This window comes from Ferrimonas futtsuensis DSM 18154 (assembly GCF_000422645.1).
GTDB classification, from domain to species: Bacteria; Pseudomonadota; Gammaproteobacteria; order Enterobacterales; family Shewanellaceae; genus Ferrimonas; species Ferrimonas futtsuensis.
Genome location: NZ_AUGL01000032.1, coordinates 1 through 16,653, shown reverse-complemented (window position 1 = coordinate 16,653; position 16,653 = coordinate 1). Strand labels below are relative to the sequence as shown.

The following is a 16,653-nucleotide window of genomic DNA, read 5'->3' as shown; positions in this document are numbered from 1 at the left end:
CGATATTTATGCGCCTTAAAGGCCTTCTATATTCCTGCTCTAACATTTTTCAATGTAAGCATCGAAAACAAAATTAGAGCCAAAAGGCACGTTATTAATAGAGATATCCAGGCAAAGTAAAATTGATCGCCTACTCCAAAGAAAAGAGCACCGCCTAGTGCAGGACTGACTACAAGTAGCGGCAATAAGATGTTTAAAATTTGACGCTGAGTAGCGCCTAATATTCTCAGCGCTATAAAAGCTTCCAAAGAAGATCGGATAAGATATACAACTGAGGCTCCAATAGTACCAAAAAAGTAAATTGAAACAAACATAAGTGGCAATACTAACATCACCTCTTTAACTGAAAAAGATGCAAATGATTTTTCGAGGTCATATGCTATTAGCACTTTATAAAATAGAGTGCACACAACGTTAAAATATATGCCTACCCAAATCAAAAGCAATACATATTTTACATCATCAAATGATATACCTAAATATCCAGTCCAGTAATCAGACAGCAGAATACACATAACCAATGCGACTACTTGCAAGTATAGAAAAGGTTTACAAAAGCGAGATACAGCAGTAATAGCCGACGAAGTGGTTAATGAATTACTCATCTTCTTTTGAACGTCCAAAAAAAGAATCTGAGATAAGGCACCGTACACGATACTCTGACGAGTAATTAAATCATAAACTAAAAGATAAATTCCCACAGCAGCCAATGACTCAAATGCTGGCAAGATCATCCTATCCGAATAATATAGTCCGATTGCGCTTAGGGACACAACAAAAAATGGAGTTCCACTTTTAAGAACTTCCAATACGCTTTCATAACAAAAATGAACTCTCGTGAATGATATATTCATTTTTTTGCTTACATGCCACAACGACAACGACAGTAGTATAACTGTAAATGCAAGATGCATTAAAAGCCAAAAGTTCAATTCCTCATTCTTGATACCAAGAAAAGGAAAAAGGAAATAAGAAAAGTTTGTGCCACCTCTAAGTAACGACGCAAAACCAAAGCTATTTTGACCCTCGAGCGCGCTTCTCACCACCATAATTCCCATAACAACTGGAATGAGAAGCATCAACCATGTTGACAAACTATCTAAGAACTTCGGCAAGGAAAAAATGACGTGTGCAATATAAAAAAGGCCTGATATACAAATACCAACCAATATATTAACTTGTACTGAAGATACAAAGAATCTAACCTTATCTTCAATAGGGTTATCTGCGCCCAAATATTTAAAAACTGCTTGAGGTATTCCAAAATTCACATAATTAAGTAGGACTAAGCCAGATAGACATAATGAGAGAATTCCAAAATCATCAGCTCCAAGAGCTTTAAATAACTCCGGTGTTAGAATCAGTATTCCTAATGCAACAAAGATCTGAACACCCAATGTTTTCAATAATCTAGCTAACAATCCTTAAACTCTCTCTATTAAGCTTAATTGCTCGCTCAGCCATCGCAATTAAAACAAAGTAATAATCAAAAAAAGGAGGGAGATAACTCAGACTCAGTAATAAAAATGCTGATAACATCATGAATGAGCTAGCACTATAAAACATCGACTTCACTATAAAGCCATAATATAGAATAGCTCCTAGCAAGCCACAAGTGCCAATAACTAACGCAGGGTTAATATGTGCAAACTCTAATTTTCCAGCAAGTGCTTTAGCTCCGGTATAATACCCGTGACCAAAGATATAATCTTGAGGCCTATCTAATAATGACTGGAACAAATGGGTTACGAAATCTAGTTTACTTGCAAATGACGGATCAAAAGAAAGCAACCCAATGACGATTCCACCAACAATAACAACTACAGAAAAAATAATAGCAAACCTAATGCCATCACTTCTTACTATCTTTTCAAATATATAAAGAAGAGATATACAAATACATGTAATGAATGAAGCCTTACTTGCTGTCAACAGTGAAAGAACAACTAGAACTAAAGCCATTGAGATTATCACTATTTTTTTGTGACTTTTTGCCGTATACAGCAGTATTGCATATAGCAATGCAACAATATTTCCAGATGTATTAGAATCGAAGAAAAATGGACTACACTCAGTCTTATATGAAAGAGGCCCCGCGAGTAAAAGAGGTAAACTTGGTGTCATGCACATCGAACGCAGAAGCGCTTCGAATAACAAAAAAGAAAACACCATATATATAACATTTTTTAGCCTATCCACATCTTTGATGTATATTGATGTGGCACTATATACTAAGAAGCATATCAGAACTTTACCGACAAGTGCAGAAATGTCTTTTAACTCTTGAGAAAAAACAATTGAAATACACAGGAAAATCAAGCATAAGCTTAATCCAATAAGGTGTTGCTTAGGATTATTCAATAACCACAAAAAGTATATTGTTGCAATAGGCAACAATGCCAACTCTCTTGGCAGACCAATGTATGGGTATACCTGAAAAATGTAACCCAAAAGCAATATGTGTATCATACTTTATGTTGAACTAAATCAAGTAGCTTTTCAAAGCCTATATGGCCTTCTATTAATTGAAAACCATTCTGAATTTTCTGTCTCTCTGAGGCCATATTTTTTAGAGTGTTCAATTGTTGGCCAATAGTCATATCCTTATCGTTCCACGCCAACCCTAACGAATTCTCAACAACAAAATCACTTACATTAGTTTCTCTGGAAACTAATGTAGGTAACCCTATCTGACAAGCCTCTTGAATAACTACAGGCCAACCTTCCGAGCGAGACAGCAACATCAAAGCATCATATTCGCGTAAAAGTTTAATTTTGTCTCTGCCATAAATTGGGGAGATAAAGTTGACACGTTCAGTCAAACCAATTTCTATTAGATGGTGCCTTATCTCCTCCGTAGGATTGACGCCTATTAGATCCAATGAACAATTGTAACCACTTTCATTTGCGAGCTTAATGTAACTAAACATTCTATCGAAGCCTTTTCGATTGAAATAGTTCGCCCCAAGGTAACAAAACCGGAATCTAGTTGAAATCTGCGTATTTAACTCATTTTCATCTCCATAAGAATTGATTTTACAATACGGAGGACATATAAAGCTAAAATTTGTTATTTTTTGCGAGCGATTAAGCTCCATATCATTTAGATATTGGGTTTTTGCCGAAGTAAACCTAAGGCACTGCTTAACAATGAAAAGAAAGAACTTCTTTTTCCTACGTGAAGCCGTATCTTTTTCTACGATCAAATTTCCATGAGAGACGATTACCATCTCACATTTTGAAAAAATGGATATAAAGAATACCAATAACGCCTTTAAAGAATATAACTCATGATTGTAAACCAATTGGCTGTTATTCATTAGTCGATAGAGTTCTCTCAGATCACTAATCGTTTTTAATTTTGTAAGGCTGAAACTAGATATACTTAAGCTTTTTTTCAATTTCGGCTGCTTAAAGAAGTTATCCGAATAAGCCTTAATACCCGATGGCCTATCTATATCTGAAATTATCTGTAATACTTTATTCATATTGGGTCATGTAGTCTAGAGCCAATTCCGCCATTAATATCAATTACTGATCCATTAAGAAATGGCAAGTCATCTGATATCATTAAATGAAGTAATTTTGCAACTTCATATGGACTACCTATATTACCGGTAGGATGATATTTTTTTAAGTCATCTAACTTATCCGGCGTTTCTCTAAACCCTTCAACTAGCATGTCGGTTTCTACAGCCGCTGGCTGAATGGCATTCACCCTTATGCGATGGCCACAATCTACTGCTAAACTCTTGGTCATTCCTGCTAATGCAGCCTTACTCATTGCATAACAGACAAATCCAGGCTTAGTTAATCCATTGTGAATACTACCAATATTAACAACACTTCCATTTGCCTTGTCCAACTCGCTAATAAAGGCCTTCGTCAACATCAAAGGAGCAATAACATTAACGGAAAGGGAGCTACTAACATCATCTAAGGAAACGTTTTCAACTCCACCTAGTCGTTGAATTGCAGCATTGTTTACCAATGCAAATATATCTGAATCACTGTTCAGCTTAAGCACTTGTTCCTTTAGAGTTTCTATATTTTTTTCAGAAACAGATAAAAGTGACAAATCAAAAGAAATGTAATGGTCAACTACATCAGAGGATTCGGAAATATCGATACCAATGACCTTATATCCCTGATTAGTGAGATAATGTGCAATGGCGGATCCTATTCCGCCATTCACACCTGTCAAAATAACAGATCTCAAATCTTCTCCTTACCAAAGAAAGACATTAATTTATCGATAGCTACTTTATTAGTTTTTGCAACAGCATCAGATGTATTGGAAGCATTATGAGAGCCAAAAATACATAAAGGATGCTGACGTAAATAACTATCTTTTGGCAGTGGCTCTACTTCAAAAACATCGAGCCCGGCAGAATGCACTTTGCCAGACTTCAGCGCACTACAAAGAGCTTCTTCATCAATTAATGGACCCCTTGCTACATTAACAACTCTAACGCCATGCTTACAGTCACTTAAAACAGTCTCATTTAGCATATGAACATTATGCTTATTTAATGAGCAGGTAAAAAGTAGAAAATCACATTCATTTATCCGTTCGGGCCATTGGCATAACGTCACGCCCTCATCTTCAATGACTGACTTACCAGGGTCAAATGCAATTATATCTAGTCCAAAAGGAACTAATCTCTTAGCAGCACTACGTCCAATATCACCATATCCAATTAGACCAACTGTTTTACCAGAAAGTGATACACCACGATTTTTAGGCCAATTTCCCTTTCTAACTTCGCGATCGATAAAGTACGTCTCTCTTGCTAGAGAAAGCAAATAACCGACACCTATATCAGCTACTTCTCCACCAAACATATCAGGTGTATTGGAAATAGGTATTCCAAGATCATTACAAGCTTCAAAATCGACATTATCTACGCCGATACCCCATTTTACCGCAGCTTTCAAATTTCCAGACTTTCCCGCTTCAAAAACTCGTCTAGTTGCAGGGTCATCACCTATGATCCAACCATCATATTTTGGCAACTCTCTAATAAGCTCTTCCTCTGATAAAGTCTGGATTACATCTGCACAAACAGCCTCAACTCCATATTCTTCAAAGAGAGGAAGGAACTGTTCCTTCATACCCAACATGGGGGGACAGGTAACTAGTACTTTCATGTCTGATCTCCTACTTCTGTGTCTCAGCAAGTGCTGCAGCCATCAGCCAATCTTCTGGCTCGTCAATATCGACGGACTCAAGTGCAGGAGTCTCAAACATTTGAGGACGCTCTCCGATTCGAGCTCCAGTTTTTGAAAAACTATCTTTTGTAAAGATATACAAACAAGAATTTTCTTCATACCAAGGCTCAAGGTCTTGAGTTCTTACAAGATTATTTGGATCATGATTAACCGGGCTCATGTCTTTGCGATAGAATCTAGTTTGAACCTTATTAACAGTAAATAGAGAATCATGGAAGTCTTTATTTTCGTTAAACGAATTAATCGATTTACTGATAGTATCCGATGAGAGTAGAGGGTTTGTGGTGTGCGTCATTAAGTACACGTCAGCCTCAACATTCTTTATATCGTCCTCCAGAATTAAGTTCATTGACACAAAATCACCACAGAGCTCTTTTCTTCTTTCACGAATTATTACTCTATCATCTTCAACCAGTCCATTTTCTTGAAGAATCTCTTTTGCATCAGTATTTATGACTACTTGATCGATTTCTTTTATCTCAAGTAATGAATCTAATATCCAACGAAATAGAGGCTTTCCAGCTAAGTTTTTAAAATTCTTTCCTTTGACTCGCTCACTATTCGCCTTCATTGGCAGTAAGGCTACAATTCTTTTCGACATCTACTTCACCTTTTGTCTTTTCAAGTCATGACTAACAACGTTCATGTCAGATACTCGAGGATAAAAATACTTGTTTTTCATCTGCTGAGATAATTTTCTATGATTATGATTACCTAAGTACGCACCATAATATTGAACAAACCTAAAGCAAATGATAGAAATAAATTCTTTATTAAATACGCCAAGCTTAATGGCAGCCTTCACATCTTTAGCTATTCCAATTGAAATAAACTTCATCAAATCGAATAGGCTGATATGAACTTCGGGCATTATCTTTTGTAATGCTATAGCTTCTCGTTCATATCTAATTTTAACTTTTTCCCATGATTCATCATGAATATGAAAAACTGCAGCCTCAGCCACATATCCAAGATGCATAGATTCTGCGATTATTTGTTTAGCTAAAAACATGTCTTCGCAACCAGTCAAAGTTTCATCGAACTTATACGATTCCCACACATCTTTTCTAATTGCTGAATTGGCATTGTTGCAAAAGTAACCTTCTTGAGGCACTTTGGAGACTTCTGGAAAGTACTTTTTAAATAGCTGCATTTCGCTAAATTTAGTCGTATCTCTTGCTAACTGTCTACCGTATACATAATCACACTTTCTCTGATGTAGAGGCGCAACTAAGTTCTCGATCCAGTTCTTATCGCAAGGAATACAATGTCCACTAATGAATACAAGATAATCTCCATCTGCAAATTCACAACCTATATTCAAAGAGCGACCGAACGTAAATTCATTTTTATCTATATACGTTATACGGCATCCATATTTATTTGCAATCGTCAAGGTTGAATCAGTTGATCCAGAATCAACTATAATAACTTCAATATTGAACTCTTTTTTCGTCTGTGAGTTGATTGCAGCAAGAAGCTCGTCCAAATGTTTTTCTTCATTCAACGTGCGAATGATAACGCTAACCAACGATTTAGACACTAGCTTCTCCAAGTTCCACAGTTAATAGTTTTCCCGACAAAGGACTTTTCGATAATTCAGAATCACTCATATCGATAGAGGCAGACGTATAAAATAGTGTTCCGTTGTCTTCGGCGCAATTTGTAGGCCTTTGAACAGGCACTTTTATTTTTCTCTGTAAGATTGCATCTTTGCTATATACATTGATGCAGAATCCGTCCCACATACAAATATATACTTTTCCATCCTGTCCCACTGTTCCACCATCAGGAACAAGATGCCCATCGCTTAAATCAAGCCAAACCTTCTTGTCCATGAGGGACTTGTCATATTTATAGATGACTTGTTTAAGTGAGTCTGATATTAATATTCCATCATCAAGCTCTATAAAACCATTTGGTATGTGTATTTGATCTTTTTTAAACAATTCATCATCAATCGGAGAATAAATATAGAGATGACCCGGGTCCTTAGTATTTGTTTCGCTCATAGTGCCAAAAACAATTCTTCCATCAGCCAATAGAACACCATCATTACAACGAAAATGCTCCTTTTCTTCAAGCTCTGGAATTACCCTTAAAACCTCTGTGGCACCATTAAGATATTTACAAATCCCTTTTTTTGAAAGAAATGTTATGGAATCACCTTCTAAGGAAATTATGGCTGACGGCTTATCATCTAGAAACACTTCATGTTCATCAATCAACTTTGAAGAGTAACCTAATGAATACAATGTTGATTTTTCTATATCTAGCCAACATACAACTTGAATTTCTCTATTAAGAAATATTCCCTCACCAAGAATACATCGTTTTTTTGAAACCAAATTCATTACTGACCCATTCCGAACACAACAACTTTGACAGTTAAAAGCAAAATCTTAATATCAAATAAAAAGCTATGATGCTTGATGTAGTGAATGTCAAACTTATGTTTCCACTCCGCATCTTCAACAGATGCACCATATGGATAGCTAACCTGAGCTAATCCAGTAACACCTGGCTTGACCGCATGTCTGAAGCGATAATAAGGTATCTTCTTTTCAAGGTTTTCGATAAAAACCTCTCGCTCAGGGCGCGGTCCTACGATAGACATTTCACCTTTTATGATGTTGATGATTTGCGGCAATTCATCAATTCGAGTTTTTCTGATAAACTTTCCTATTTTTGTAACTCTACTATCATTTTTTTGCGCCCACTGAGCTCCTTGAGCTTCGGCATCAGTAGTCATTGACCTAAACTTTATCACTTCAAATTCATTGTTAAAAAGACCAGTTCTATTTTGCTTATAGAATACAGGGCCTTTACTCTCTAGTTTTATCAAAATTGCAGTAAGAATACAAATAGGAAGAGACAGAATTCCTAATATCAACGCAGCAGCTAAGTCGAGAGCCCTCTTAGCAATTTGAGTCTTTCGTGAACTTAAGATTGAAAACGATTTCTGGTGAAGAAAATAACCACCATGTAAAAGTTCAATTTCAGTATATCCAAAGCGTCTATCCAAATAAGAAACAAAAGGCTCTACCCATGCACCATATTTAATAGACTTAATCAGGAAATTCTGTTCAACTTGCGTCAAGGCAGAACTTTGATAATGACAGATAACTTTATCAGATACTGTAGTTAAGCTGTAGTCATTTAAAACAACTTGAAAGTCATACTTCTCTGCAATTGCTTTAATTTTTTCAACTTCCTGGTTAGGGCAGTAAACATATATAACCCTAGAAAATTTAGCATCCCTTTTAGTTAAATGTTTTTTTGTTTTGGCAGAAAAGCTTAAGGTTAGTTCATCATCAAGTTTAGCTCTTTTTACTGTCATTGCTAATCCTTACCTACTTGAGCCATGATCTTATTTAAAAATTGTTTTTCTAATTAGTGCAGTTACGATCCCAAAAACCAACCCTAAAATCAATCCGACTATAACAATTATTAGTCGTTTAGGCTTGATTGGCAATTCTGAGGAAACAGCACTTTCAACTGTCTTAAAGACATATTCCTTTCTAACTTTTGCAAACATTACGGTTTTCGTTTGCTCTTCGACTAACTGATAAAGTACTGATCGCATATCTGTAAGGCGAGTAGTTTGAATTTCATTAGTCAAATATTCAATGCTTTTTTCTGCCTCAGCGAGATCCCTTACCTTCATCTCGTAGTTTATATCTTCAACAATTTTTGATACCCACTCATACGCAAGATGAGGTGAATAGAAATCGATTGAAACACTAACAAGTGATGTTTCTTTATCTTCGTGAACAGTGAGTATCTCCAAGAATTTTTCTACTGCTTCTTGGTCTGAAGGAACAGCTCCTCTTGGCGGCTTAATCTTTCGTACCCATTTACTCTCTTCTACGTCATATATCGAATTATCATAGATAAGACTATCTGACTCTAAATCCCAGCCTTCGGCAGCCATTAAAGGCAACAGTATATTATGACTCTTTATGAACTTAGAAAGAAAGTCCTTCGACTTAAGAACTTGTATTGCAATTGTTTTTTTATCTACCTGACCACCGTTAAGACTTAATCCAGCCATCGATGCCAAGCCCCCAAACTGGCCTGCCAGAGCATTCAATCCATTGCTTGATTCTGAGCTGGCAGGGGCGAGCAAGACCTCAGAGCGATAAACATTTGGCAAATACAGTGCAATAACAATTGACAAAAATACTGAGGCTATCATTGTCAATGTTATTTGAATTTTGCACTCCCATAAAATGCCAGCCATTTCCCTAACGGTAAGGTGCTCATCCATTACACGTTCGTATGTTAAAGCGCCACACGAGGATTTTTCAAATTCTTTCACATTAGTTGTCATAAGCCAAGCCAAAACCATTCATTTTCTTACAAGTCTTTAATATGAGTATTTCTTATAAGACATTAAGGGCGGATAACGCAACGGCGGAATTATATATTATATTCGTAACCTGACTCCATAGAGTTAAGTTATCTTTGTAGTTAGTATCCAAAGGAACAATTACTGTATCACCAGGCTTCAATTGCTGTTTCCCACCAAACCAGTAAGATTCTTCTGGTAACATCACAGAACCATCAGCTCGTACTATATAAGTGCGACTGTCATCTGCACGTTGAGTCGTATTTCCAGACATACGCATATAGTCTTCGAGAGAAAGAACGGAATTGTATCTGTGGGCAGTCGCATGTTGAACTTCACCCATAACCGAAACAACCTGCCTCATAGGAGGAATATAAAGAAGGTCGCCAGCTTCTACTCTAAAGTCCTCAGCTTTTGACTTATCCATCACCGAATTAAGGTCAATTACTAGTCGACCTACAGGTTGTACCTGTTCAAGTTGGGCGAGCATTGCATCGGTATCAGCCACTGACGCAAAAGTACCTTGTTGAGATAACGTTCGGTTAGCAATCTCCTTTCGAAGAGAATTAGTAACCCGTCGTATCTCCAAAGCTTCTTGTTTTTTCATCGATTCACGAGTGAATACCGCGCCATAGAGATATGCATAATCGGTAAATCCACCGGCACGCTCAACAACGTCGCTGAGGGTCTCGCCACGCTGGATGATATATGTACCAGGGAAACGGACTTCACCCCGAACTTCAACAGTCTCGTTAGTGGCCCAGGAAGGCTTAGTGAGAACGTTTAATCGGTCACGACTGGCCAAAGTTAAGTTTTGAGTCTTATCCCCTTCCATTGCCTTAGTCAGATCAATATTCCAATGTTGCACTCGCATCCCTTCGCTGTTGTCGTAGTAAGAGCGTGATAGTTCAGCATTGGGAAGATAAGCGCTTTCTTTGAGACCACCTGCCAACTTAATTAGATCAGCAACTGCAGCACCCTTGATGAGTGGGTAGTTATCTGGGTAGCGAACATCACCGGTTACACTAACCTCCTCAGAACGAGAAGAAGAGCGAGCTTGAGATTGAAGCTTTGCCATTACAGGGAACAGCAATTCTCGTCGGGTCATCTGATCGGACAATGCAATCAACTTTGGTTGATTAAAAAGGCCAAGAAGCATCAAATTTGCAAGAACCAAATCTTTCTGCTTCTGCTTTTCAGCAGAGATGCTCTCAGTTACAGCAACACCAGCGACGGAAGACAGCTTCTTGTTACTGTCCAATTCTGCCAATTGTTGGTCTTCGAGTTGTTGGTAGTTTTGTTTTGCAACTTGTTGAAGGGTCTGATCTTGCTTCACTTTCGCAAAAAATTTACCAAGCTGGCGCCGATCCAAGGCTTCATCTCGGTCAGAAAACACAATCAGCTTATCGTTGGCTTTTAAGACCAAATCTTTCTGACTGCCTTTTGTACTAATGGCTCCCAGAAGATCTACTCCGAGGACCTCTATGTCACCCTGAACGTTCTTTTGACGAACTACTAAGGCCATTTCAGTTTCTGCGTTCCAGGTAAGGTCTGCGGAAACCGAAGCAAGAATGTCACTTAGACGAATACCAGGCGTCCATTGATACTGTCCTGGACGAGTCACCTGACCAAGCAAAGTAATGGAGTCATTAGCAAGCGCTGAAGTAGAACGAACCACTAAGGTATCTCCACCTTTAGCTTTCTGATTACGGCCTTGTGAAGTAGTAAGATTTACCCGCAGCACCTCTTTCAGATAATCGTCTCCAAAGCGCTCAACAATTGACGCTGCGGGATAAGCTCCAGGTTTAACCCCGCCAGCCATAGCTACGATGTCAGCCATGGTTTCACTGCCTTTGAGCTCATAGATGGCGGGACGAAGTACTTCACCGGTAACCGATACAGTCGCGCCTACTGGTGGAATAAACACGACATCACCTGATTGCAGACGCACATCACCTGACGCATCACCGCGCATCAGCAGGTCATAAACGTCGAAAGTGGCAACCAATTTGCCGGCTCGCTTTACCTGAATATTGCGTAGGGAGCCAATGGTCTTAAGGCCACCAGCGACAAACAAAGCCTGAGATACGGTGGATAGACTAGAGACTGTGTAAGAACCAGGATTGTAGGCATCGCCAGCAACAAAGATGCGAACAGAACGTAGCTCTCCCATGCTGATATGGGCACTTTGTCCAATCATCTGCTCCTCGACGAAAGCCTGTATCGCCTCTTTGAGTTCACCATAAGCCATTCCGATGACCGTAACTGGCTCCATATCAGGAATTTGGATGTTACCCAGGCGGTCTACCACCAGAGTAAAGCGCTTGCTCTCCTTGCCATAGAGCTGCACGTTGATGCTATCGCCAGGACCAATGCGGTAGTCGGCGGGCACAGGGATGTCCGAAACAGGCGCAAAGGTAGTGGGCTGGCCCGCAAAAAGGTCATAACCAAAGGGCTTCAGGGATTGCTCCTCTTTGGCACTTACCGCACTGGCGCTAGGCGTAACAGAATCTGGTTCTGCAGAAGGACGAGGTTGAACTACTGGCTGCTGTGGTTGTTGAATTCCCTGAGAACTGCTACCGCCTCCCCCTAACATGGAGGGATCGATGCCGTACTGCTGGGCAAGACGACGTTGCTCTGAGATGGGCAGTTGCTTGAACTGCTCAATCATTTGAGGAGAAACCGACACCGCGTTGGCCTGGAATGCACCGATCCCAAGACCCAGGATCAGCAAAGTGGATTTAAGCTTATTGATAAAAGAGCGTTTCATCTGTCCGTATCTGAATAATGCGTGGCACCGGCAAGGTGGCACCACAAGCAGTGATTAGGTCTAAGGCAGACCAAACCCAAGCCAACAGCTATTGCCGTCAGCACCCCGAAATGTCGCCCATTAAGAGCCGAATAAAAAACCAGCACAAGTTAGCGATCACTAACACGTAAGTTTCTGAAACTTTTGAAAATGAGAAATCAAAAACATTTTCACCTGATATAGCTCCGCCCATGCTTTCTGGCTAGCCATGACCACAAGTTCCAAGTTTTTGACTCAGACCGCTAGGCGCAGCCGGAGGGTAGTGGCAACAAATGCCACCGAATTCTGTAGTGTGTTAGCTTGCGATGCGATCGCAAACAGCCAGGTTGTTCAGGTCCGTTTCGATGACCTGAACCTTACCCAGCATTTCGAGCAATAGCTTACAGCGTTTGCTGCCTACTGTCTCACTGAAAATGGCGTCTACTTGCGCAAATGGTCCATCTTTAACCGTCACCCTGTCGCCAGAACAAAATGTTGTTTTTGAAGGGCTTTCAAGTACCATCGAGCAACGCTTTCGTAACTCTCTCACCAGAGATAACTCTACAGGAGACAGTGCGCCGCAGGTTTTCACTGCCTGGGAGATGGTAGAGAGGGTGACTATCTTTCGAATCGAGTCCTGAAAGGGATCAAAACGGACGAAAAGGTAGCCCGGAAACAGCGGTTGTACGCGCTCGGACGCTGCGCCCTCCTGCTGCTCGCACGCCTTGCTCGGGATGGCTGGCAGGTACACCTGGTAGCCTAGGCTCTTAAGTTGCTGCTCAGCCTGAAGCTCACACCTAGCTTTGGTTCTGAACAGATACCATCCCAACATAAATAAGCGTTTCCTAAATTGCCAAGTCCGAGAGAAAAGAGTTTCGATACTACCAGCATGAGCCGACTCTGTCTTGTGCAAGCTGTATACCAAACGAACTAAGGAGCTTGCATAAAAGCTATTTGTCGACTTAAAAGATCAATGAGTTAAATATTTATTCATCTCTATCAAGCTGTAATGCTTGGTGTTTTCCTTTGGCAAAATAACATGCAAGGAAAAAGGGCATTTACATCATACGTCGCTTTTATGACGAAATTGCTACAAGCAATGTTAAAGGCAAAAAGCACCCACTACAAAATCGTCAGAAATTTGACAGCACCAATAAAATAGCAACCTATCGAATTAAAGTCTCAGTGCATTTAAAGGCACTTCAATTTCATGTTGACGATTAATTAACTTCACCAACAAGCGGCAACGCTCGTCATCGGACATCTCTTGGAACAGCGCTTCGACCTCGTGGAAAGCGCCATGGCTGAACACCACGGATTCGCCGGGCTTAGGCATCTCTACCGGAACAGGTTGTTGCAGTTGTGGTTGAACTTGGCAGCGACGTCGCAGATTCACCACAATGGACAGCTCCACTGGGCGCAGTTCCCCTGTGGTACGCACCACATCAATCATCCCAAACAGCCGCAGTACCGACGAGAAGCCGGACTGATAGGGATCCAGTCGGATAAACAGGTATCCGGGAAACAAAGGTTTGAGCTTGGTGCTCTTAGTGTCTTTCTGAATCTGGGGCAAGAAGGTGCTGAAGCCCATGGCTTCCACCTGCTGGGAGACTTTGCGTTCGCTACACACGCGAACGCGAAACAGATACCACTGCAACATAGGTACTTCCTTGTTTTCTCAGCGTGGCCTTCAGCGACTTATCCTTGTCTGCTGCTCGGTCATACAACGACGGCCGAAGATTGTGACACGACCATTACGCCATTCCCAGCCCCTCACGTCAAAAAAATCACGTTCGCGACTTTAGTTTTTCGTTCCGTGAGCTTTGCCTCGATTTGGCACAGATTATTGTGATCACCCTCACGCGCAGCTCAACCCGTTCAACCATGGGCACTATCTGCATTTTATTCACTGGCCCGACGATTTGTCGAAGATGCCTCATTGCCCCTGAAAGCCCCGGACACCGGGGCTTCAACTGCCCTTCCACATTGACTTAACAGGGTGATAAAGGGTATACAAGTGCATCCCTCCGCTTTCAACTATCACAACATCTGGGTGGGGCGCCTGCTCATCCGTCATGGACGCGGGCTATTCTGTTTAAAAATGCAAAGAAGGTTACATACTCAATGAGCGCAGCGAAACCGCAAGCCGGCACCATGCTGGGACATCCCAAGGGGCTGTTCCTGCTGTTCACCACCGAGCTATGGGAACGTTTTAGCTACTACGCTATGCGTGCCATCCTGGTACTTTACCTGGTAGACAAAGTTCAATCTGAAGGCGGTCACGGTCTGGGCTGGACCCAAGCCGAAGCGCTGGATCTCTACGGTACCTTTACCGGTCTGGTGTACCTGACCCCGCTGTTCGGTGGCTGGATCGCCGACAACCTGCTGGGTCAGCGTAAGACCATCATCATTGGTGGCGCGCTGATGGCCGCCGGCCAATTCATGCTGGGTACGCCCCATGCCTGGGTTCCAGGCATGGAAACCGAGATGTTCTACGCCGGTCTGTTTACCCTGATCATCGGTAACGGCCTGTTCAAGCCAAACATCTCCACCATGGTGGGCGACCTGTACCAGGAAGGCGATCATCGCCGCGACGGTGCGTTCACCATCTTCTATATGGGTATCAACATCGGTGCCGCCCTGTCCGGTATTGTTGTGGGCTCCGTAGTAGAAGCCTACGACGGCAACTTCCAGGCAGGCTTTATCTGCGCCGGTATCGGTATGGTGCTGTCTCTGGTGATTCAGTTCCTGTTCGCACAGAAGCTGTTGGGTAACATCGGTACCGTCCCCGCGGCCAAGCTGGAGCGTCAGCAGGCCACCGAGGTCCGTAAAGAGCCTCTGACCGCCGTTGAGCGTGACCGCATCAAGGTGATCATGGTTCTAGGTCTGTTCACCATCGTATTCTGGGCTGGCTTCGAGCAGGCCGGTGGCCTGATGAACCTGTTCACCAACGACTTCACCGACCGTATGATCGGCTCTTTCGAAGTCCCCACCACCTGGTTCCAGTCTCTGAACGCCATCTTCATTGTGGTATTCGCCCCTGTGATTGCCTCTATCTGGGTGCGCATGGGTGACCGTGAGCCTACTTCCCCAGTGAAGTTCGCCATGGGCCTGGTGCTGCTGGGCATCGGCTTCCTGTTCATGATGGGCGCCGTAGTTCAGATGGACGGTGACGCTTCCAACAAGTCCTCCATGATGTGGCTGGTCGGCGCGTACTTCTTCCACACAATGGGTGAGCTGTGTCTGTCCCCAATCGGTCTGTCCATGGTGACCAAGCTGGCTCCCCTGCGTATCGCTTCCCTGATGATGGGTGCCTGGTTCCTGTTCGTTGCCGTAGCCAACAAGGTTGCCGGTTTCGTAGGTTCCTTCATCGGTCACGGCGGCGCAGCCGAAGAGCAGCTCGCCAATGCGATGTCCATCTTCTCCGGTATCTTCATCACTGCGGTAGCCTCTGGTGTTCTGCTGTACTTCATCTCCGACAAACTGGTTGATTGGATGCACGGTGCCGAGGATTCTCACCCCAAGACTGAAGAGGAAGCTCTGGAAGAGGAAGTGGCGGTAACTGCCGAACACGAAGGCATCAAGAACTGATAGCCCTCTTTTGAGTTTGAAAAGCCCGGCCTAGCGCCGGGCTTTTTGTTTTTGTGGGTTTCACAGTGCGTGAGATTAAGGGCTCTATCTCCTTTGGGCGACGGCGTTCGAAAGACACTGGATCCCGGCCTGCGCCGGGAAGACGATTGTGCGTGTGGAGTGTGCATTTCTCTGTAGCTAACTGTGTGCTCATGGCCGGTGTCTCTTTTAGGCTGCCAGTTTGGTACAGCTTTGATTCAATCCTCTTGAGCTCCCTTTAGCACGGTCACTCCGGCGAAGGCCGGAGCCCAGTGGCTTAGCTCGCACCGTGCTTAGAGTAGGGAAAGACATATATGGACGCCCCTGTAGTTGCAAGACATTGATGAGATCGGTTTGCGGACGTATATCCGGCGTCTGTATTACCTTCGGGAGGTAGCGCCACAATGTGGTCCGAACCTGGCCACCTACACGCTGGAACGACATTCTCTGTCGGTCTTATGTCAGGCTCTTGCCAGGCCGGATAACCGTTTTTCATCAAGGTATGCAAACTCAGGTTGCTCGGTACCCTCTATTCCTCTCGTCGTATGGAGGAAGTGATTATTTGGACACTGCGAAAGCGTGATTCAACTCGAACTGGCTGCCGCTGACTGTCATGCTCCAGGCAATCCGGGCCAGTTTATTGGCTAGGGCCACGATTGCCTTGCGCTTGCCC

The 16,653-nt window shown here is 42.3% G+C and carries 14 protein-coding genes; 1 reads left to right on the top strand and 13 read right to left on the bottom strand.

Features of this window, described 5'->3' with window-relative positions:
• Positions 1–26: 26 nt before the first annotated feature.
• The 13 genes from G505_RS23130 to G505_RS0117015 form a co-directional block, all read right to left on the bottom strand.
• Positions 27–1,421, bottom strand: a complete 1,395-nt coding sequence (locus G505_RS23130; RefSeq protein WP_157509272.1) for an oligosaccharide flippase family protein — start codon at positions 1,419–1,421, stop codon at positions 27–29.
• Positions 1,411–2,397, bottom strand: coding sequence for a hypothetical protein (locus tag G505_RS23125; RefSeq protein WP_157509271.1), 987 nt, complete (start codon positions 2,395–2,397; stop codon positions 1,411–1,413). Before G505_RS23125 ends, G505_RS23130 begins: the two co-directional genes overlap by 11 nt.
• Before the next feature lie 68 nt (positions 2,398–2,465).
• Positions 2,466–3,488 (bottom strand): glycosyltransferase, encoded by a 1,023-nt coding sequence (locus G505_RS0117055; RefSeq protein ID WP_028110643.1) that lies wholly within the window; start codon positions 3,486–3,488, stop codon positions 2,466–2,468.
• Positions 3,485–4,219, bottom strand: coding sequence for an SDR family NAD(P)-dependent oxidoreductase (locus tag G505_RS22840; RefSeq protein WP_084644047.1), 735 nt, complete (start codon positions 4,217–4,219; stop codon positions 3,485–3,487). The genes G505_RS0117055 and G505_RS22840 overlap by 4 nt, the downstream gene beginning before the upstream one ends.
• Positions 4,216–5,151, bottom strand: a complete 936-nt coding sequence (locus G505_RS22835; RefSeq protein WP_084644046.1) for a phosphoglycerate dehydrogenase — start codon at positions 5,149–5,151, stop codon at positions 4,216–4,218. The genes G505_RS22840 and G505_RS22835 overlap by 4 nt, the downstream gene beginning before the upstream one ends.
• 10 nt (positions 5,152–5,161) lie before the next feature.
• Entirely contained in the window at positions 5,162–5,833 is a 672-nt protein-coding gene (locus tag G505_RS0117050; RefSeq protein WP_028110642.1) for an acylneuraminate cytidylyltransferase family protein, read from the bottom strand.
• Positions 5,834–6,775, bottom strand: coding sequence for a glycosyltransferase family 2 protein (locus G505_RS0117045; RefSeq protein ID WP_028110641.1), 942 nt, complete (start codon positions 6,773–6,775; stop codon positions 5,834–5,836).
• Positions 6,768–7,586, bottom strand: coding sequence for an SMP-30/gluconolactonase/LRE family protein (locus tag G505_RS22830; protein WP_084644045.1), 819 nt, complete (start codon positions 7,584–7,586; stop codon positions 6,768–6,770). The genes G505_RS0117045 and G505_RS22830 overlap by 8 nt, the downstream gene beginning before the upstream one ends.
• The gene (locus tag G505_RS0117035; protein ID WP_084644044.1) at positions 7,586–8,572 is read right to left on the bottom strand and encodes an exopolysaccharide biosynthesis polyprenyl glycosylphosphotransferase; all 987 of its coding nucleotides are present in this window, start codon (positions 8,570–8,572) and stop codon (positions 7,586–7,588) included. Before G505_RS0117035 ends, G505_RS22830 begins: the two co-directional genes overlap by 1 nt.
• 30 nt (positions 8,573–8,602) lie before the next feature.
• Positions 8,603–9,553 carry a Wzz/FepE/Etk N-terminal domain-containing protein gene (locus tag G505_RS0117030; protein ID WP_245568396.1) on the bottom strand — a complete coding sequence of 317 codons (951 nt, stop codon included), beginning with the start codon at positions 9,551–9,553 and terminating at the stop codon, positions 8,603–8,605.
• Between the two features lie 64 nt (positions 9,554–9,617).
• Positions 9,618–12,353, bottom strand: a complete 2,736-nt coding sequence (locus G505_RS0117025; RefSeq protein ID WP_028110638.1) for an SLBB domain-containing protein — start codon at positions 12,351–12,353, stop codon at positions 9,618–9,620.
• A 334-nt stretch (positions 12,354–12,687) separates the two neighbouring features.
• Positions 12,688–13,203 carry a transcription termination/antitermination NusG family protein gene (locus G505_RS0117020; protein WP_028110637.1) on the bottom strand — a complete coding sequence of 172 codons (516 nt, stop codon included), beginning with the start codon at positions 13,201–13,203 and terminating at the stop codon, positions 12,688–12,690.
• A gap of 342 nt (positions 13,204–13,545) precedes the next feature.
• Positions 13,546–14,031, bottom strand: coding sequence for a transcription termination/antitermination NusG family protein (locus G505_RS0117015; RefSeq protein ID WP_028110636.1), 486 nt, complete (start codon positions 14,029–14,031; stop codon positions 13,546–13,548).
• A gap of 464 nt (positions 14,032–14,495) precedes the next feature.
• Between G505_RS0117015 and G505_RS0117010 the strand changes: the two genes are divergently transcribed.
• On the top strand, positions 14,496–15,962 hold the full coding sequence (locus G505_RS0117010) for a peptide MFS transporter (RefSeq protein WP_028110635.1): 1,467 nt from the start codon (positions 14,496–14,498) through the stop codon (positions 15,960–15,962).
• Positions 15,963–16,653 lie beyond the last annotated feature (691 nt).

Coding starts and splice junctions, on each gene's coding strand:
- G505_RS0117055 (WP_028110643.1), bottom strand. CDS start 3,488: ATGAATAAAGTATTACAGATAATTTCAGATATAGATAGGCCATCGGGT.
- G505_RS22830 (WP_084644045.1), bottom strand. CDS start 7,586: ATGAATTTGGTTTCAAAAAAACGATGTATTCTTGGTGAGGGAATATTT.
- G505_RS22835 (WP_084644046.1), bottom strand. CDS start 5,151: ATGAAAGTACTAGTTACCTGTCCCCCCATGTTGGGTATGAAGGAACAG.
- G505_RS0117035 (WP_084644044.1), bottom strand. CDS start 8,572: ATGACAGTAAAAAGAGCTAAACTTGATGATGAACTAACCTTAAGCTTT.
- G505_RS0117010 (WP_028110635.1), top strand. CDS start 14,496: ATGAGCGCAGCGAAACCGCAAGCCGGCACCATGCTGGGACATCCCAAG.
- G505_RS0117050 (WP_028110642.1), bottom strand. CDS start 5,833: ATGTCGAAAAGAATTGTAGCCTTACTGCCAATGAAGGCGAATAGTGAG.
- G505_RS0117025 (WP_028110638.1), bottom strand. CDS start 12,353: ATGAAACGCTCTTTTATCAATAAGCTTAAATCCACTTTGCTGATCCTG.
- G505_RS0117020 (WP_028110637.1), bottom strand. CDS start 13,203: ATGTTGGGATGGTATCTGTTCAGAACCAAAGCTAGGTGTGAGCTTCAG.
- G505_RS0117015 (WP_028110636.1), bottom strand. CDS start 14,031: ATGTTGCAGTGGTATCTGTTTCGCGTTCGCGTGTGTAGCGAACGCAAA.